The organism is Candidatus Accumulibacter sp. ACC003 (assembly GCF_907163085.1).
Classification (GTDB): Bacteria; Pseudomonadota; Gammaproteobacteria; order Burkholderiales; family Rhodocyclaceae; genus Accumulibacter.
Map to the genome: position 1 here is coordinate 245,846 of NZ_CAJQTX010000005.1, position 18,494 is coordinate 264,339.

Annotated in this window: 16 protein-coding genes; 10 read left to right on the forward strand and 6 right to left on the reverse strand. The window is 62.9% G+C overall.

What is annotated here, in order from left to right; translation table 11 throughout:
* Nucleotides 1-297 precede the first annotated feature (297 nt).
* The 3 genes from QZ656_RS24105 to QZ656_RS10955 all read left to right on the forward strand — a co-directional run bounded on the left by QZ656_RS24105 (nt 298) and on the right by QZ656_RS10955 (nt 6,101).
* On the forward strand, nt 298-2,412 hold the full coding sequence (locus QZ656_RS24105; RefSeq protein WP_366522150.1) for a hypothetical protein: 2,115 nt from the start codon (nt 298-300) through the stop codon (nt 2,410-2,412).
* On the forward strand, nt 2,409-3,557 hold the full coding sequence (locus QZ656_RS10950; RefSeq protein ID WP_291993413.1) for a phosphoserine transaminase: 1,149 nt from the start codon (nt 2,409-2,411) through the stop codon (nt 3,555-3,557). Before QZ656_RS24105 ends, QZ656_RS10950 begins: the two co-directional genes overlap by 4 nt.
* A gap of 327 nt (nt 3,558-3,884) precedes the next feature.
* On the forward strand, nt 3,885-6,101 hold the full coding sequence (locus QZ656_RS10955; RefSeq protein WP_291993414.1) for a helix-turn-helix domain-containing protein: 2,217 nt from the start codon (nt 3,885-3,887) through the stop codon (nt 6,099-6,101).
* A gap of 17 nt (nt 6,102-6,118) precedes the next feature.
* Here the strand turns inward: QZ656_RS10955 and QZ656_RS10960 are convergent, their stop codons facing one another.
* Nucleotides 6,119-6,622 (reverse strand): hypothetical protein, encoded by a 504-nt coding sequence (locus QZ656_RS10960; protein WP_291993415.1) that lies wholly within the window; start codon nt 6,620-6,622, stop codon nt 6,119-6,121.
* A gap of 250 nt (nt 6,623-6,872) precedes the next feature.
* Here QZ656_RS10960 and QZ656_RS10965 point away from each other — a divergent pair, with 250 nt between their 5' ends.
* From QZ656_RS10965 to QZ656_RS10995, 7 genes are all read left to right on the forward strand, one after another.
* The gene (locus QZ656_RS10965; RefSeq protein ID WP_291993416.1) at nt 6,873-7,790 is read left to right on the forward strand and encodes a carbon-nitrogen hydrolase family protein; all 918 of its coding nucleotides are present in this window, start codon (nt 6,873-6,875) and stop codon (nt 7,788-7,790) included.
* A gap of 79 nt (nt 7,791-7,869) precedes the next feature.
* Nucleotides 7,870-9,939, forward strand: coding sequence for an acyltransferase family protein (locus tag QZ656_RS10970; protein WP_291993417.1), 2,070 nt, complete (start codon nt 7,870-7,872; stop codon nt 9,937-9,939).
* A 316-nt stretch (nt 9,940-10,255) separates the two neighbouring features.
* On the forward strand, nt 10,256-11,173 hold the full coding sequence (locus tag QZ656_RS10975; protein WP_291993418.1) for a carbon-nitrogen hydrolase family protein: 918 nt from the start codon (nt 10,256-10,258) through the stop codon (nt 11,171-11,173).
* A gap of 180 nt (nt 11,174-11,353) precedes the next feature.
* On the forward strand, nt 11,354-12,127 hold the full coding sequence (gene djlA / locus QZ656_RS10980) for a co-chaperone DjlA (protein WP_291993419.1): 774 nt from the start codon (nt 11,354-11,356) through the stop codon (nt 12,125-12,127).
* A gap of 392 nt (nt 12,128-12,519) precedes the next feature.
* Nucleotides 12,520-13,278 (forward strand): matrixin family metalloprotease, encoded by a 759-nt coding sequence (locus tag QZ656_RS10985; RefSeq protein ID WP_291993420.1) that lies wholly within the window; start codon nt 12,520-12,522, stop codon nt 13,276-13,278.
* 39 nt (nt 13,279-13,317) lie between these two features.
* Nucleotides 13,318-13,782 (forward strand): hypothetical protein, encoded by a 465-nt coding sequence (locus QZ656_RS10990; RefSeq protein WP_291993421.1) that lies wholly within the window; start codon nt 13,318-13,320, stop codon nt 13,780-13,782.
* 712 nt (nt 13,783-14,494) lie between these two features.
* Entirely contained in the window at nt 14,495-15,118 is a 624-nt protein-coding gene (locus tag QZ656_RS10995) for a PEP-CTERM sorting domain-containing protein (protein ID WP_291993422.1), read from the forward strand.
* Between the two features lie 270 nt (nt 15,119-15,388).
* Here QZ656_RS10995 and QZ656_RS11000 read toward each other — a convergent pair whose 3' ends face one another.
* Genes QZ656_RS11000 through QZ656_RS11020 form a run of 5 tightly spaced genes read right to left on the reverse strand, consistent with a single transcriptional unit; the run spans nt 15,389 to nt 18,475 of the window.
* Nucleotides 15,389-15,769: a DUF2784 domain-containing protein gene (locus QZ656_RS11000; protein ID WP_291993423.1), complete on the reverse strand. Its 381-nt coding sequence runs from the start codon at nt 15,767-15,769 to the stop codon at nt 15,389-15,391.
* A gap of 21 nt (nt 15,770-15,790) precedes the next feature.
* Entirely contained in the window at nt 15,791-16,093 is a 303-nt protein-coding gene (locus QZ656_RS11005) for a TfoX/Sxy family protein (RefSeq protein ID WP_291993424.1), read from the reverse strand.
* A 6-nt stretch (nt 16,094-16,099) separates the two neighbouring features.
* Nucleotides 16,100-16,510: an RNA-binding S4 domain-containing protein gene (locus QZ656_RS11010; protein ID WP_291993425.1), complete on the reverse strand. Its 411-nt coding sequence runs from the start codon at nt 16,508-16,510 to the stop codon at nt 16,100-16,102.
* Between the two features lie 17 nt (nt 16,511-16,527).
* Nucleotides 16,528-17,103 carry a response regulator transcription factor gene (locus tag QZ656_RS11015; protein WP_291993426.1) on the reverse strand — a complete coding sequence of 192 codons (576 nt, stop codon included), beginning with the start codon at nt 17,101-17,103 and terminating at the stop codon, nt 16,528-16,530.
* A 4-nt stretch (nt 17,104-17,107) separates the two neighbouring features.
* A complete protein-coding gene (locus QZ656_RS11020) occupies nt 17,108-18,475 on the reverse strand; it encodes an ATP-binding protein (RefSeq protein ID WP_291993427.1) in 1,368 nt (455 codons plus the stop codon).
* Nucleotides 18,476-18,494: the final 19 nt, after the last annotated feature.

Below are 18,494 nucleotides of genomic sequence, written 5' to 3' on the forward strand. Positions count from 1 at the left end.
AGTGGCTGACGTTCATTGCCAATCCGCTGACAAGTCATGTCCCACAAGTTCGACAATGCGTCTTCCCGCCGCTTTCGCGAATCGAGGTAGATTGCGTCATGCGCCGCAGGGGGCGAAAGAATCAGCGTCGCGAAAACTGGAGAAGCCAACATCGTCACCACTGAATCGAACCACTGGCACAGGATTCTCGAGCTCCCGATCGGTGAGCGTCTGGGGACAGCACCCGACGAACTGATCGAGTTCATCGGCCGGGTCAATGCAGCGGCCGGCGCCAGCAGCCCGGTGCGTGCCCTGGTAGTGGCTGACGATTTCCGCGACGATGTGCGCGCGGCCATCGACGGGATGCCGGAAGAAGTCAAACGGCTGCTCGCCGACAAGCTCCTTGGCATCTATTTCGTGCACGGCCTGGACTCTTCGGCGGTCACCGACGTGGTCCTGAATCGTCATGGCGAGGCCATCGGCGCGGTCGTCGCGATGGATCCCAAGGCTTTCATGCAGCGCAGCGCAAACGACTGGATCAGCTGGAAGGAGAACACGCCCTTCCTCCCCTCACCGACGATGACGATAGCGGCGAAGATCGCCGAGCCCGGCCGTGACAGCCGTATGGCAGCGATCCAGTTCCTGCTGCTGCACGAATTCGGCCACGTCGTCTGCGTCGGCGAAGCCGCCGTCCCCGACTGGTGGCTGGATGCGCAACAACTGAAGACGGAGGACGACGCCTATTCGTTTCTCGCCATCGACTGGCAGGTAACGGAGCATGCTGGCGACCGTAAAATCGTGCCGCGTCCGCACCAGGATTTCACCCGGCGCGACGAGGTCGTCTATTACGGGGACCGCCCGCTTTCTGCGGATCAGATCGTGCCGCTCTATACCGGCTTGCAAGGCAGCAATTTCGCCACGCTCTATGCGGCGACCAGCGTCTATGACGACTTCGCCGAAACCTTCGCGACTTATGTGCATTCGGTGCTGATGAACAGGCGCTATGAGATTTCGATTTGCCGCGCCGGCACTGAAGTGATGAGAATCGATGACTTCTGGGTCAGGCCATGCAGCGCAGAGAAACGTCGCTACATGCAGGACTTCCTCGCCACCGAACGCCCGCACCGCCCCCTGCGACGTCCAGCCGCAGCGCTGTTGAGCGACATGGCGACCCTGGCGCCGGGACCGGCCGACGACACCGGACAAGCCGCGTTCATGGGGCTCGCCCCATTTCTGCGCCTCGACCTGGCCGGCATCGACCTGCTGCCGATCGCCCAGGATCTGTTGGCCCAGGCCCAGTGCCATAGCATCGATGCCAATCATTGGATGAACCTGTCGACCGCCATGTTCTGCATCGGTCAGCGCGATCTCGCCCTGACCGTCCAGGCACAGGCATTGGCAATGCAGCGCCACTACTCGCTTGCGGCCTTGCGGCAGCCGGCGAAACTCAAGCTCCTGATCCTCGCCGTGCCGGGCGACCTGGCGGCGAACGTGCCGCTGGACTGCCTGCTCGAAGATTGCGACATCGATCTGGAGTTTTGTTATCTCGCGCTGACGCAAGCCTCACTGCCAGCGCTCCCCGATCACGACGTGCTGTTCGTCGGGATCGGCATCGGCAACGAAACGACGAGCCTGCTGGCGATGCTGGAAGGCGCGCTGGCCACCTGGCCGCAAGCGGTCATCAACCGCCCGACGCGGATTCCGAATCTCGACCGCAACGCGGCCAGCACGCTGCTGCACGATGCGCCAGGGGTCTGCATCCCGCCGACCCTGCGCGTGACACGCGCGGCGCTGGCCGAAATCGCGCAAAGCGGAAATGGCATCGAGGCCGCATGCGCAGGCTGCCGCTATCCGCTCATTGTCCGCCCGCTCGGTTCGCAGGCCGGACGCGACCTCGAAACCATCAATTCCCCGCAGGCGATCCCGGCTTATCTGGCGAGAGTCGACGATGCCGATTTCTTCGTCTCCAACTTCATTGACTACAGTGGCGACGACGGTCTGTTCCGCAAATTCCGGATTGTCCTGATCGACGGCGAAGCCTTTGCCTGCCACATGGCGGTGTCTTCGCACTGGATGGTCCATTACGTCAATGCCGACATGTATAAAGAGGCGGCGCGGCGCGACGAGGAAGCCGCCTTCATGGCCAACTTCGATTCATTCGTCTGGCGCCACGATGCGGCGCTGACGGCGATCTTCAATAGAACCGGGCTCGACTACCTCGGCATCGACTGCGCCGAGACCCGGGATGGCAAACTCCTCGTATTCGAGATCGATCATGCCATGGTGGTGCACGCGATGGACCCGGAGGAGATGTTCCCCTACAAGCAAGAGCGCATGCACCGAATCCGCGACGCCTTTCGCGACATGCTCGTTTGCCGCGCGGCCGATGCGGCCAGCGTATGGAAGCCTCGACGCGAGAGAGCCGCACGATGAATCCGCGCAACCGCCTGAACTTCTCCGGTGGCCCGGGCGCGCTGCCGGAATGTGTCCTGCAGCAACTGCAGCAGGCGATCATCGAAGTTCCCGGTGTCGGCCTCTCGATCCTTGGCATCAGCCACCGCTCCGACTGGTTTGCCGCCGTGGTCGCCGAACTGGAAGCCAATATCCGCAGCCTGCTCGGCCTGCCCACGGGCTATCACGTTCTCTTCCTGCAAGGCGGTGCGACGCAGCAGTTCTCGATGATTCCGATGACCCTGCTGCGCGGCAGGCGGGCGCCGGCAGAGTACCTGCATACCGGCTACTGGAGCGGAAAATCGGTCGCCGAAGCACAACGCGAAGGGCCGGTGCGGGTGCTTTGGAGCGGCGAGCAGGGCGGCTTCCGCGAGTTGCCCACTGTTGCCGATCTCGATTTTTCCGCCGACGCCCCCTACCTCCACTACGTCTCCAACGAAACCGTTGAAGGCCTGCAGTTCCACCGTCTGCTCGGCCGCGACGACGTGCCGCGCGTCTGCGACATGTCATCGGACTTTTTGTCGCAGCCGTGCGCGGCCGAACGATTTTCGCTGATCTATGCGCACGCCCAGAAAAACGTCGGCCCGGCCGGGGTGACCATCGTCCTGCTGCGCGACGAACTGCTCAAGGATGTTCCGCCGAACCTGCCGGGATACATGGACTATCGCAACCACGCCCTGGCGCACTCCAATTTCAACACGCCGCCGGTGTTCGCGATCTATGCCGTGCTGCTGGTGACGCGCTGGCTGCTCGACGACATCGGCGGTCTTGAGGGCATGGCGGCAATCAACCAGCGCAAGGCCGCCCTGCTGTATGCGCAGATCGACGCCAGTGACGGCTTCTATCGCGGCCGCGCGAAACCTGTCGACCGCTCTGAAATGAACTGCGCCTTCAACCTGGACAGTGCCGAACTCGAAACGCGCTTTCTTGCCGCCGCGACACAGGCCGGCTTCTCAGGCCTCGCCGGTCACCGTGCCGTGGGCGGCATTCGCGCCTCGCTCTACAACGCGCTGACACTTCCCGCCGTGGAGCAACTGGTCGGCTTCATGGCCGACTTCCAGCATCGCGAATCGCGCCACCGGACCGAAAATTCCGGGCTCAGCTCTTCCGTCTCGCCTTCCTCATAAAAGCCCGCTGGCACGCATGCGGCGGGAGTAAGGACTGACGCCACCCTGCGCCCGCGAACGGAGTGCAGAAATCCAGGCGGTTTGCAGCGGCGGAGCCAGCGCGGTGATCGTCGTCAATTCGGAGGGGACTCAGACAACCTGATCTCGGCGCCATGACGTTTGCACGATCGTCATTCTAAATCCGTAGCAGTTCATGAGGTTAGGTTGCCGGACGAGCAGCAGTTCGGGTTTGTGGCGGGGGGGCGTGTCGGATATTGCGAAGATACCGAGAAAGGTAGATAGTACGCGTTTTTGCTCGGCGCCACGCGGAGCTTGCTGGAGATTCGGATGCCCCAACTGCTGTTGCCGATTTTTCCTGATGCCGTCACGCCGGTCAAGGAACTGCTGTCTGTCGGGAAAGAGGATGGACAAGTCGTGTATTTCCACGGGGTCCTGCCGGTGTTCAGTCATGCCGAGGACGATCTGGCGACGTTCCGGATGATTACGGCGCAGTTTATCGCGCAGGGTCATTTACGCGTGGTGGACGTGTCGCGCGCCTTCGGGGTGCCCGCGTTGAGTGTCAAGCGTGCGTTGAAGCGCTATCGGCAGGAGGGGCCGAAAGGATTCTATGTTCCGCCGCGGCGCCGTGGTCCGGCGGTGCTGACGGCAGAGGTGTTGAAGCAGGCGCAGGCCTTGTTGGACGAGGGCCAAACGGTACCCAGCGCGGCGGCTGAACTGGGGATCAAAAGCGACACCCTGTCGAAAGCGGTGCGCGCTGGGCGGCTGCATGTTCCGGCGGCGAAGGGGACCTGCGCGCTCGTCGTGAGCACCAAAAGCGAGCGGAGCGCACTCGACAGCGCCGCCCCGATGGGGGTTGGGGCCAGCAACGTGGAAGCCCGGGTGGCGGCTAGCGTGGGTGGGCTGAATGCGGTGCTCCCGCAGTTCCAGTTGGCCGTCGACGTGCCGCGTGGCGGCGTGTTGTTTGCGCTGCCCGCCTTGTTGGCAGTTGGGCTGCTCGAAGGAGCGGAGGGGCTTCCCCTGCCACCGGGCTACTATGGGATTGACAGTCTGTTGATGTTGATCGCCTTCATGGCCTTGGCACGGCTGGAATCGGTCGAGTCCCTGCGCACTTGTGCGCCTGGCGAATGGGGCAAACTGCTGGGTCTGGATCGGATTCCCGAAGTGCGCACCCTGCGCGAGAAGATTCAGCTCCTGAGTCAGGGTGATCAGGCCGAAAAATGGAGTGCCGATTTGTGTCGGCGCTGGATGGCGGCGGCGCCGGCACAAGCGGGCATCCTTTACGTCGACGCGCATGTGCGGGTGTATTACGGCGAGCAGACCAAGCTGCCGCGCCACTACATCGCGCGGCAGCGGCTGTGCCAGCGGGCGACGGCCGATTACTGGGTCAACGCGATCGACGGGCAGCCCTTCTTTCGGGTCACGCAAGCCGTCGATCCCGGCCTGATCAAGGTCCTCGAGGGCGAGATTCTACCCCGTCTGGAACGGGATATCCCGGGCCAGCCGAACGCCGAAGTGCTGGCAGCCGAACCGTTGCGCCATCGCTTCACCCTGGTTTTCGATCGCGAAGGCTATAGTCCGGAGTTGTTCAAACGCCTGAAGGCTCGTCGCATTGCCTGTCTCTCCTATCGCAAGTACCCCGGTGACGATTGGTCAGCCGAGGAGTTTGTCGACGGAACGGTCGAGTTGCGCAGCGGTGAACGGGTACGCATGCAACTCGCCGAACGGGGCACGCTTCTCGGTGGCGTGTTGTGGGTACGCGAGATACGCAAGCTCTGTCACACCGGTCGCCAGGTCGCCCTGATCAGCACGGATTACCAATCCGGCATAGGGCTCCTGGCGGCCACCCTGTTCGCCCGGTGGTCTCAGGAAAATTTCTTCAAGTATGCCCGTGAACACTTTGCCCTGGACCGCTTGGCCGACTATCAGACCGAACAAATTCCTGATACCGCACGCGTCGTTAACCCGGCTCGCAGAACCCTCGACGGCCAGGTGCGCTCGCTGACCAGCAAGCTCAGCCGCCGGCTCGCCCAATTCGGCGCGCTCAACCTCAACGAGACGATTGACCCCGTGAAAGTCGATGCTTTTGTCGCAAAAAAGGCCGCGGCCCACGACGAGATCGAACATCTGCAAGACGAACTCAAGACCCTGAAGGAACAACGCAAGGAGACACCCTCTCATCTCGACATTAAGGACTTGCCCGAAGAAAACCGATTTCGCCGGCTGAGCACCCACAGCAAGCAGCTGCTCGACACGCTCAAGATGATTGCCTATCGCGCCGAAACGGCCATGGCCAACGTCCTGGCACCCTTGCTCGCGCGCCCGGACGAGGCACGCAGCTTGCTACGCGCGATCTACACGACCGAAGCGGATTTGCTCCCCGACGCTCAGGCTGGAACCTTGACCGTACGCCTGCACCACATGGCCCATGGCGTGTCTGACCGCGCCGTCCGAAAACTCTGTGACGAGTTGAACTCTACCGAGACTGTCTTCCCACGCTCCAACCTCCGCTTGATCCTGCAACTCGGTACATCGCAAAATCCGTGAGATCAGGTTTTCTGGGACTACTGGACTGCCGCGTCGCTGCGCTCCTCGCAGTGACGGTGCTCAAAGGTGGGTGGGCACTGGCCAGGCGGGGCTTGCGATAGTTCGACGTGGGTGGTGGATACTTCCATCGTGGGGTCGATCGTTCCGTGTTTTTCATGGATCGTTCTATCACCGAGATGGATCGTTCCATCTTTTTCGTGGATCGTTCTATCGCCGGGATGGATCATTCCATCTTTTTCATGGATCGTTCTATCACCGGGATGGATCGTTCCATCTTTTTCATGGATCGTTCTATCACCGAGATGAATCATTCCATCTTTTTCATGGATCGTTCTATCGCCGGGATGGATCGTTCCATCTTTTTCATGGATCGTTCTATCACCGAGATGAATCATTCCATCTTTTTCATGGATCGTTCTATCGCCGGGATGGATCATTCCATCTTTTTCATGAAATGCTCGATCGTCGGCATGGCGCTTTGTATCTTTGGCAGCGATCGATCCGTCTACCGCATTGGCCATACGCTCCGGTGTTTCGCCCGCGCCAGCGGGGATAGGCCCACTTGGCTGGCGAGCTCTCGGAGCGCTGACTTGGCGGCCTGTTACAATGCTCGACCTCTGCAGGGGCGGCCGCAGGCCTTTGGCCAGGCGCCTGCGCTCCTCTGACCGCAGTGCGCCGCGCGTTCGTCCCCGGGACAGGGCTTGTGCGCAGCCGGCGGGGCCATTGACGACGGCCTCGTGGTCCATCCGCCCCTTTTCTCGGAAAACAACCATGAACAACTTTGCCGTCGCCGGTATTCAGATGAACGTTTCGGCCGTCGAGTCGAACGTCGCAGCCATGAAGCTCAAGCTCGACATCACCATGAACCTCTATCCGTGGGTGCAGATGGTGGTGTTCAGCGAGTTGTGTGCCTACGGCCCGCTGACCTACACCGCCCAGGAGTTTCCCTGCGCTTTCGAAGCGGAAATGCAGGAGATGGCGCACAAGTACGGCATCTGGCTGTTGCCGGGGTCGATCTTTGAAAAGGTCGGCGACAAGATCTACAACACCGCCTCGGTGATCAACCCGCAAGGCGAGGTCGTCGCCCGCTATCGCAAGATGTTCCCCTTCTATCCCTACGAAGAAGGCGTGACGCCGGGCCTCGAGTACTGCGTCTTCGACGTCCCCGATGTCGGCCGCTTTGGCGTCTCGATCTGCTACGACATGTGGTTTCCAGAAACCATTCGGACGCTGGCCGTGATGGGCGCCGAGGTGATTCTTCACCCGACTCTCACCGGCACCATCGACCGCGACAACGAACTGGCGATCGCGCGCGCCATGGCGACAATCAACCAGTGCTTCCTGTTCGACGTCAACGGCCTGGACAGCGGCGGCAGCGGTCGCTCGATCATCTGCGGTCCCGATGGTCGCGTCCTCTACCAGGCACAGAACAACGAGGAGATCATCCCGATCGAGCTCGACGTGCAACGCGTTCGCCGTAGCCGCGAACTCGGTATGCTGCGCCTCGGGCAGCCGCTCAAGAGCTTCCGCGACCACCTCGGTGATTTCAGCATCTACTGGCCGGACACCAGGCACCCCTATCTCGATTCGCTCGGCCCGCTGATCAAGCCCGGGCGCATGGACCGCATCGCCGAGCTCAAGAAGATCGAGAGCGCCCTGCACCATCGGCATGACGACGCTCCCTTCTGACACGACCGCCGTCGGTGGCCGCCGCCTGCGGCTCTAATCGGCGACCGGCAGACGATCACTCGCTGATATTTTCCTGACGATGCTCGCACCCACTCAAAAAACCCCAGCCCGCTATCGCCCGGACATCGACGGATTGCGAGCCATCGCGATTATCGCGGTGGTCTTCTATCACGCCGGCTTCCCCGGCTTTTCCGGCGGCTTCGTCGGCGTTGACGTGTTTTTCGTCATATCGGGCTTTCTGATCACCGCGCAGCTCTTCAACGAGGCCGCGGCCAGCGGCCGCGTCAGCCTGAGCGCTTTCTATGCCCGACGCGTGCGCCGCTTGATGCCGGCCGGTCTGCTGGTGGTGGCGGTAACGCTGGTGCTCGGCGGCCTGTTCATGCCGCCCGTCTCCGATGAGCAACGCGCGCTGGCGCGCTCGGCAATGGCGGTGGCCTTCTTCGCTTCGAATTTCTTTTTCTTTCAAACGACCGGTGGCTATTTCGACGCACCATCGTTCAGCATGCCATTACTGCATACCTGGTCGCTGGCCGTCGAAGAGCAATACTATCTGCTCTGGCCGCTGCTGATGCTCCTGGTCTTCCGTCTGTCGCGACCAAGGTCCGCCGAAAGCCGCATGCGCGCGCGCGTGCTGTGGGCGCTCGCGGCAATGCTCGCGGGGTCGCTGGCGCTGTCGATCGCGATCACCTCCAGCCACCCGAATTTCTCGTTCTACCTGCTGCCCGCCCGGGTCTGGGAATTCGCCATCGGCGGCATCGTCGGACTGGCGACAACGGTGTTTTACGATCGTCTGCGGCGCTGGGCTGAAGCCCTGGCGATGGTCGGCCTGGCCCTGGTCGTCTATGGCGTTACGGTCTTCAACGACAGCACGCCATTTCCGGGAGCGGCGGCGACGCTGCCAGTCTTCGGCGCCGCCTTGCTGATCGTCGGCACGACCGCCAACGCCGACGGCTACCTGCGGCGTCTGCTGGCATCGCGGCCGATGGTGTTGATCGGTTTGCTCTCGTACTCCTGGTATCTGTGGCACTGGCCGCTGCTTTCCTTCTACCGGATTCACAACCTGGGCATTCAGGATCTGGCGGCCAACGCGGTGCTCATCAGCATCGCGCTGATCCTTGCCTGGCTGACCTACCTCTGCGTCGAGCACCCCGTGCGGAGCAGACGACCGTGGCTCTTCGCCAGCGTCCGAGCGACGCTCTTCGCGGGCGGCGCGATTTGCCTGACGACGCTGCTGCTCTCCGCCGGTCTGTGGGGGTGGCGCGAGTACCAGAAGTCTGCCGACGCCTACCACTGGGTCGTCGAGGCGCAAGCCGACCACCTTCGCCACACGAAAGCCTGTTCGCAACCGACGCAGCCGGTCGCCGGCCTGCCGCTGGAAGAATGCGCGCACGGCTCGGACAAGTCTCACCCCAGGCTGCTGCTGTGGGGCGATTCGCATGCCCTGCACATGCTGCCGATGCTGACCGAAGCCTTTCCCGATGTCACCGTGTATGAACTGACGATGGCCACCTGCATGCCGCTGTTCGGCGAAGAGTCGCGGACGCTGCTCACCAGCGACGCCTGCCTGGACTTCAACAAGCGCGTCCTGCAGGAGATCGCGGAGCTGCAAAAGGCCGGCCTTGAAGGCGTCGTCATTTCGGCAAGATGGCCAATGCATTTCGCGCATCAAAGCATTGCCGTTGCCGACCAGCGGCCCGGCACCGTGGCGCCGGACGCGAAGACGATGGCGCAGATCCGTTCCGGGATACAGCACAGCCTGGACAGCACGCTGACGACGCTCGAGGGTCTCGGCCTGCGCGTTGTCGTCCTCGCGCCGACACCGCAGCTCCTCTATTCCGCACCGCAATGCGTGGCCTTGCGAGGCGCGTCGCACTGCGACGTGCCGCGCGCGCGCAACGAAGTCATGCTGACCGACGCGACCCAGGCACTGGCCGAAGTGGTTGACCGGCATGCCAATACGCGGCTGATCGAACCGATCGACTTCTTCTGTGACGCGGTGACCTGCCACGCCGTGCTGGATGGCAAGATTCTCTACTACGACGACGATCACATCACCAGCGCCGCAGCCCGCGGTCTCGGCCGCTACCTGGCCGCCGATCTCGCCTGGTTGCTTGGCAAGCCCGACACGGCCGCCGCCCGCAGGCCGTGACGCGGGCCGGCGAGCGCCAGCGCCGGGGTCTTTCTTCTGGCCACCGAGATAGTATGAGATGGCATGTGTCGGCAAGAGTCGAAGCCTGCCCCCTCTGAGGCACGAAGGCGAGCTCTCGGAGCGCTGACTTGGCGGCCTGTTACAATGCTCGACCTCTGCAGGGGCAGCCGCAGACCTTTGGCCAGGCGCCTGCGCTCCTCTGACCGCAGTGTGCCGCGCGTTCGTCCCCGGATCCCAGAACAGGGCTTGCGCGCAGCCGGCGGGGCCACTGACGACGGCCTCGTGGTCCATCCGCCCCTTTTCTCGGAGAACAACCATGAACAACTTTGCCGTCGCCGGTATTCAGATGAACGTTTCGGCCGTCGAGTCGAACGTCGCAGCCATGAAGCTCAAGCTCGACATCACCATGAACCTCTATCCGTGGGTGCAGATGGTGGTGTTCAGCGAGTTGTGTGCCTACGGCCCGCTGACCTACACCGCCCAGGAGTTTCCCTGCGCTTTCGAAGCGGAAATGCAGGAGATGGCGCACAAGTACGGCATCTGGCTGTTGCCGGGGTCGATCTTTGAAAAGGTCGGCGACAAGATCTACAACACCGCCTCGGTGATCAACCCGCAAGGCGAGGTCGTCGCCCGCTATCGCAAGATGTTCCCCTTCTATCCCTACGAAGAAGGCGTGACGCCGGGCCTCGAGTACTGCGTCTTCGACGTCCCCGATGTCGGCCGCTTTGGCGTCTCGATCTGCTACGACATGTGGTTTCCAGAAACCATTCGGACGCTGGCCGTGATGGGCGCCGAGGTGATTCTTCACCCGACTCTCACCGGCACCATCGACCGCGACAACGAACTGGCGATCGCGCGCGCCATGGCGACGATCAACCAGTGCTTCCTGTTCGACGTCAACGGCCTGGACAGCGGCGGCAGCGGTCGCTCGATCATCTGCGGTCCCGATGGTCGCGTCCTCTACCAGGCGCAGAACAACGAGGAGATCATCCCGATCGAGCTCGACGTGCAACGCGTTCGCCGTAGCCGCGAACTCGGTATGCTGCGCCTCGGGCAGCCGCTCAAGAGCTTCCGCGACCACCTCGGTGATTTCAGCATCTACTGGCCGGACACCAGGCACCCCTATCTCGATTCGCTCGGCCCGCTGATCAAGCCGGGCCGCATGGACCGTATCGCCGAGCTCAAGAAGATCGAGAGCGCCCTGCACCATCGGCATGACGACGGTCACTCCTGACACAGCAACGTCGGTGACGGACGCCATGAGGACGTTCCTGGCGGCAAAATTCCTGCCATACCACCTGGCCTGGGGTGCCGGACGTGACCCCACCGCCTCGTGCTCAAAGGGTCCAGGCCGTGTCGCAGGCCTGACCGTCCAGCACTTTCACGCTTTCCTTGAATGCTATCGGGGGTCGCTTTGTTCAAGCTCATAGGGTTTGTTGCGGGGTTCTACTTTTTCGGGTTCTTCGGTGCGCTCCTCGGTCTTTTTCTGGGCTCAATCATTGATCGCACGCGCGCGTATGGTGCTGGCGGTATAAACCCCTTGCAGAATGCGCTCCGGCAAAGCGTTTTCCTCGAGACGATGTTCATCTCGATGGGCAAACTGGCCAAGGCCGATGGCCAGGTCTCGCCAGACGAGATCGCGCATGCCGAGCTGTTGATGGACAAGCTGGGCATGACCGCGGGGCATCGCGTTCAGGCGATAGCCTTGTTCAAACAGGGCGCCGACCCGGCGTTCGCCATTGAGTCGACCTACGCGAAATTCATGTCGGTTTGTGGCCGCACCCGGCATCTCAAGCACGTCCTGCTCGTCTATCTGATCGCCATGGCGACCGCTGACGGAGGCATTCATCCGGCGGAAGAAGCGCTGCTTGCCGACATCGCCCGCCGTATTGGCTTTGATCAGGCGACGTTCAGGCAATTGATCGAGATGGTCCTGAATCAAGCGCATTTCGCGCCCGGGCAGCCCAGCACAGAAGGGGCTTTGGATGACGCCTATAAAGCCCTGGGGGTGACAAAGGACAATACGGACCAGGAAATCAAGCGCGCCTATCGCAAACTGATCAGCCAGTACCATCCCGACAAGTTGATCGGCCAAGGCCTGCCGGAAGACATGATCGCCTTGGCCAGCGAAAAGGCCAAGGAGATCCAGCTTGCGCACGATCTGATCGAAAAGCACCGGAATATCTGAATTGCCGACCACATCGAGACCGGCCACTTTTCCCCGGTGGGATCGACCACGTCGGCTGGCTCAAGCGATCGCTGGCAACACGCGCCGAAGAGGGCATTTGCCGGGCTCAGATCGTCCCCTTTGCCTTGGCCATCGAAACCTCGCGCCGGGCAAGAGCCAAGGCCGCATCAGCGCGGCCGTTCCGCACCATCGCCGCTCGAGCGGGCATGCGGGCACGACGGTAGCACCGCCTGACGCTGCTCGGGGAGACGGCGAGGCGTCGGAATTCTTTACACCTGGCGCTCTCTGTTTACCGACGAGAACGTGCGACTCTATACGGATCAATCGCTTGCGAACTTTGGCACGGCAATTGCTTTTAAGCTGACACCCCCACATAAACTAGGATAATTGGCATGAAACTACGGAAAATCATTGCTGCAGCATTCCTTACGGCAGGCGCGCTGGCCGCCGTGCCGGCGTCCGCGTACGTTCTCGGGCCAACGACTCCCGGCAAATGGGGTCCGCCCGTATTCGGCACCGGTGCCACGATAAGCTACAGCTTCATGCCCACCGGCACCAGTTGCGCACAGGAATTCGCTGGCTGCACGATTAAAGCCCTGGCAGACTTCATGCCTGCGGGTTACCTGGGGGCGATCAATGCGGCGCTGGCCGCATGGTCGTCGGTCGCCAACCTCACCTTCAACCAGGTCGTTGATGACGGCCTGCCGTTCAACCAAGGGACGTCGGGCGAATTGCGCTTCGGTGGCCACCCCTTCGACGGCCAGTTCAACGTCCTGGCGCACGGCTTTTACCCGCCGCTCAATGGCACCACCGCAGCGGGCGACATGCATTACGACACCGATGACACCTGGAAAGTCGGTTTCGGCGGCAATCTCAACGCCTTCGACATCTTCCAGGTCACCGCGCACGAAATCGGCCACGCCCTTGGCCTCGATCACACCGCCGTCCCGAACTCGCTGATGAATCCGATCTATACGGAAGCGTTCGCCGGTCCGCAGGCCGATGACATCGCCGGCATGCAGTTCATTTATGGCCCGGCGCAGGTTCAGGGCGTTCCCGAACCCGGAACGACAGCATTGCTGGGTCTGGCGTTTGCGGCGCTGGGTGCGCTCGGCCGTCGGCGCCGCGCGGCAGCGCTAGCGGTCGCCTGAAAGCCTTCCCCGGAGGCCGGCGTCTCCGGGGGAATCGGCATGGCGCATCGCCTCGCTGCGATCCCGAAGCACGCGTTGGCATGCGCCCGCCAGATCCTCTGCTGCTTGCTGCTCTTGGTTTGCCTTGACGCCGCCGCGATGTGGGCGCGCATGTCGGAGTCCGAGTTGCTTGAGCGCTCGGATCTGGTGGTCAGCGGTACCTTGATCGGCCAGAGTGCGGTACGTACCGCCAGCGAAAACATGGTTCTGGCAGTGATCAAGATAGACACCGTGTACAAAGGAGCGGCCGGCCAGTCGGTCGCTCTTCTGGTGTTGCCGGCGACCGACCGATCGATCTCCAGCTCCGACCTTCAGTACCGCGTTGGGCAGTCCGGGCTGTGGTTCCTGCGCCAGCGCAACGCCGATGAGCGTGGCCTTTTCCTCGCCGACCACCCGCAGCGATTCACGCCGGCCGCAAAAGCGACGGCGCAGATCGATGCCCTCGAGAAGATGCTGGCCAGGTAAGCCCTTGCGACAGCACGCGGCGCAGCCAGCACCGTTCGGCAGCTGACGGGAATATTCAGCCGGCGGAAGACGGGCTGCTTGCCGACATCGCCCGCCGTCCTGGCTTTGACCAGACCACGTTCACGTCGGCTGGGCCCATAAATCGCTTGCCACATGCGGCAAGCCGAGCAGACGACAGGCTTGCGCAGGGCAAAAGCCCAGACTGACTTTATCTGCATCCCTGCCATCCGCATCCAGACCCCACCTGCAGCACGCTTTGACCGCGTCGGCGCTTTGCCGTGGAGCTTCGCCGCTAGCACCCGCGGCAGATGAATCCCTACGGCCCCGCGGCACCCTGGCGAACGCCGCCATCCGAGCGGCACCAAAGCTTTCCCGCCACCTTGCCGCCGGGGCTCGATCGACCGCTGCCCGCATGCGACTCGGCCTTCGTTGCTAACTCGAAAAGCCTGCACGACGACTTCTGGATTTATGTCGGACGTAGCAGCAAGTGTGCGCTAGTTCCTGGAAGGGCCGGCGCTTCCCAGAGATACTTGTTGCCAAGGTCACAGGCGTTTCGCTGCCCCACACGGTCACCGGGGTCTCGTCTTCGCCATCGAAACCACGTGCCAGGAAACAGTAAAGACCTGACCCCAGCTGCGTACGAATTAACCTTCCCCAGGAGTCTCACATTAAAAAGAAACTAATTTCCCAAGCCCTTCTGGCTTCCGCCGCGTTGCTGAGTTTTGCCGCATTTGGCGCACCCACGGTCCACACCTCCGATTTCATCAACAACGCCAGTCGAACCAACTTCGTCGATTTCGAACCGATCGGATCGGGATCTGGTTTCGCTGGTACGTTCTCTCAGGACGGTATCAAGGTCAATCAGGTGAATGGCCAACTCAATGACATCTGGTCATCTTGCGAGGGGGCCTGCTGGTATTCCAACAGCACTCTTAGCTGGTATCCCAACGGCGGCGACCACGGTTGGACCGAGCTCAGCAAAACCGATGCATCTGACTTTAGCGACATTGGGCTCGATATCGGAAGCATAAAATTTGGCTATTCTACTCTCCAGTACGAGTTGCTGGACAACGGCGTGAGCCTCTTGTTGGGGTTTTTCACCTTCCCCTCCGGGGCTGACGGTTATATCGGGTTCTCGGGCGGGGGATTTGATACGGTTCGGCTGCGTGCCAACAGCGGCTCCTTCGGAGCCTTCGGCGACAACGCCAGCCAAGCACTGGCAATCGACAACATCGAACTCGCCGGAGGCAGCAGCGTTCCCGAACCCACCTCCCTGGCGCTGCTCGGCCTGGGTCTTCTGGCCGGCCTGGGCGTGATCGGCCGTCGCAAGTCCTGAGCGTCTTTTCGGCACCACAACAAACGGCGACTTCGGTCGCCGTTTGTGTAAAGGCAGGCCCCTGATCGCTGTAGCGAGTTCTCGCGGTAGCTGGTGATCACCGTCAGCCACCACCGATGCACCCACAGACCAACAGCCACTGCGGCCTGATGCAACTACGTGGAACGCCGGGCTCTTGCCTTTTGCCGTGGCCCTCGAAACCCGTCCAGGGCAAAGGTTAAAGTCTGACCCCGCTGGCGTGCGCAAAGTCCGTTCAAAGCACGATCCGCTCTATGCCGATCTCCCACGTCGCGAGGCGTGCCGGTAAAGCAGCCAGCCATACAGCGCAAGATTGACGACCACCACCAGCGCCGCCAGCGCCCACTGGATGCCGCGCGTCAGGCCGGCCGGGTAGATGATCGGTAGCAGGTAGTGCTCGATGAAGCTGCCGCCGTAGCCAGCGTCGCCGGCCGCGTATCGCAGCCGGTTTTCCAAGGGCGTCAGCGGACAGATCCAGCCGTTCGCTTCGATCAGCACGCCCCAGCACGCTGCCGGCAGATGAGCCAGCGCCAGCGCTGGCCAGCGCAGCACAGCGAAGCCGCCGAAAATGACGAAGACGATGAACAGCAGATGCAGCACGACGACGGCGTCGGCCAGCAGGCGGTCGCTCATGCCGACGCGGCGCTCCGCCGTTCAGCCATGGCGACGCTGCGCGTCGTCGAGCGCCAGCAGTAGACGACAGCGATCGTCGCGGGCGACGTCCTGCCAGCGGCGACCGCTCAGCACGCCCTCGAGGGCCCACAAGAGATTCAGGCTGGCGCCAGCGCTGACACGTTTGACGCGAAGATACGCCGCGACGGCGCCGATGGCGCGTAGCTCGTCGAGCGACGCAATGCCGGCGAGCGCCAGCATCGCGCTCGACTTTGGGCCGAGATTGGCCAGTTCGCTGATGCTCCTGGTCGCCTTGATCGCCATCACCTCCGGAGCCGTCGGCACGCCGCTTCAGAAAACGTCGTTGAAACCCTTGATCAGCCGCCGCGCCTTCTTGGTCGGCCGACCACGCAGCTCGCTGCCGGGTACCGGTGCCAGGCGCCTGGCCTCTTGCTGTGCGGTGCGTCGCTGGCGACTCTCGGCGCTCTCCGCGTAGAGTTGCTGCGCTTCGACCGCCGGGCGGCGCTGCTCGTTGAGGCCGCAGACGACGATGCTCCAGACGGCGTCGCCGACGGCGATCTCCAGGCTGTCGCCCGGACGCAGGTCGCGAGCGGCCTTGACGGTGTGGCCGGCGAGCTTGACGTGACCCGCGGCGACGGACTGCGCGGCCAGCGAGCGCGTCTTGTAGAAGCGCGCGCTCCACAGCCACTTGTCGATGCGCATGCTGAGCAGCGCCGCTTGCCCGTTCCCTGGTGCTTTCATTTCCACGCTAACGTCCTTCAGGCCCGCGCCGGATGTTTGCCGAGCTTGCGCTGCAGCGTGCGCCGGTGCATTTTCAGCGCGCGCGCGGTCGCCGAAATATTGCCCTGATGCTCGTTCAGCACGCGCTGGATGTGTTCCCACTCGAGGCGGTCGATCGACAGCGGCGAGCCGCTGACCGGCGTCGCCGAGTCGCCCTCGCTGCTCTTGTTGAGCGCGGCGACGACCTGGTCGGCGTCGCAGGGTTTGGCCAGGTAGTGAATCGCGCCAAGCTTGATCGCCTCGATCGCGGTGGCGATGCTGGCGTAGCCGGTGAGCATGACGACGCGCGTATTGGGGTCGAGCTCGAGCAACTTCTCGATCAGCACCAATCCGGATTCGCCAGGCATTTTGAGGTCGACGACGGCGTACTCGGGAGGCTGCTCCTGCGCCCTGACGATGGCCTCGTCAACGCTGGCGGCAACGCTCACCGCGTAGCCGCGGCGATCGAGGGCGCGCGCCAGAACGCGGCGAAAAACGTCGTCGTCGTCGACCAGCAGCAGTGTCGAGCGATCGTCGTCAGGCCGCTGCGGGCGTGGCTCGGGATGGTTGGTCATAGGTTCAGGCTTTCAGTCGGGCCAGCGGCAGCGTGACGCGCGTGCAGACGCCGCCGCGCGGATCATCACGGTTGAAGAGTTCGACCTTGCCACCGCAGCGCTCGATCGTGGCGTTGCTCAGGAAGAGGCCGATGCCAAGGCCGGTGCTACGCTCGGGATGCTCGCTCTTGGTGGTGAAAAAGGCTTCGCCAAGGCGTCGCTGCGCTTCGGCATTCAAGCCGGGGCCACGGTCGAGGATTTCGATTTGGCAAGTTTCCAGCGTCCAGCAGGCAGTAAAGCGTAGGGCTTCGCCGTTGCCGCCGTTGGCGTCGGCGGCATTATCGAGCAAGTTCAGGATGGCGTGCGCCAGCGTCCGATCGGTGACGATCAGCGGTGCCGGCTGCTCGCCCTGCAGCAGGACGCCGAGCAGCGCCTGCGGACGAATCAATTGCCACTCGTCGAGCAGCTGTTGCAGGTAGCTGTCGAGCGCCACGGCGCGCCGATTCTCGGCGCGACTGTGGTCGGTCGACGCGAGAATCTGCGCGATCGTCTGCTTGCAGCGATCGACCTGGCCGCGCAGAACTTGCAGGTCTTCCTGCAACTCCTGCTGCTCACCATGATTCAGCTGCAGTTCACGGATGACCACGGCCATCGTTGCCAGCGGCGTCCCGAGCTGGTGGGCAGCGCTGGCGGCAAGCGTCCCAAGCGAGAGGATCTGCTCGTCGCGCAGGACGACTTCGCGGGCGCTGGCGAGCTCGCGTTCGCGCTCCTTGAGCGCCGCCGCCATGCGCGTCAGGAAGAAGGCGACGACGACGACGCTGATCACGAAATTCAGCCACATGCCGAGGACGTGCAAAGCAAAGCCGCTGCCGTGCCCGGCGTGTTCGGTGGCGTCGCCGGTGGCGCGGGCGAGCAGCGCGTCGAACTGCGCCAGATCGCCCAGCGGCGCTGGCAGCGGCAATTTCCAGAAGACCAGGAAGGTGTAGGCCGCCAGCGTGCTGGCGGTCATCGCCCAGGCGTGCCTGGCCGGCAACATCGCTGCGGCCAGAATCGGTGGCAGAAGAAACAGCGAAACAAAAGGGTTGGCCGAGCCACCGGCAAAGTACAGCAGCACGGCCAGGGCGCCGACATCGATCAGCAGGTGGGCGAAAACTTCGTTTTCGCGCACCGGGCGACCGCCCTCGAGCCGCCATTGCGTGAGCAGGTTGACGGCGGCGAGCAGCGCGACGATCGCCGCCATCGGCACGACTTCGAGCGGCATTTTCAGCCACGCCACCGCCAGTACCAGCACCACGGCCTGCGTCAACACCTCGAAACGGCGCAGCGCGACCAGCCGCCGCAGCGGATTCGCGGCGCCAGCAAAGAAAGCCTGCGCTTGAAGCGTTCGGGACATCGGTCGAGGTAGCGCCTGG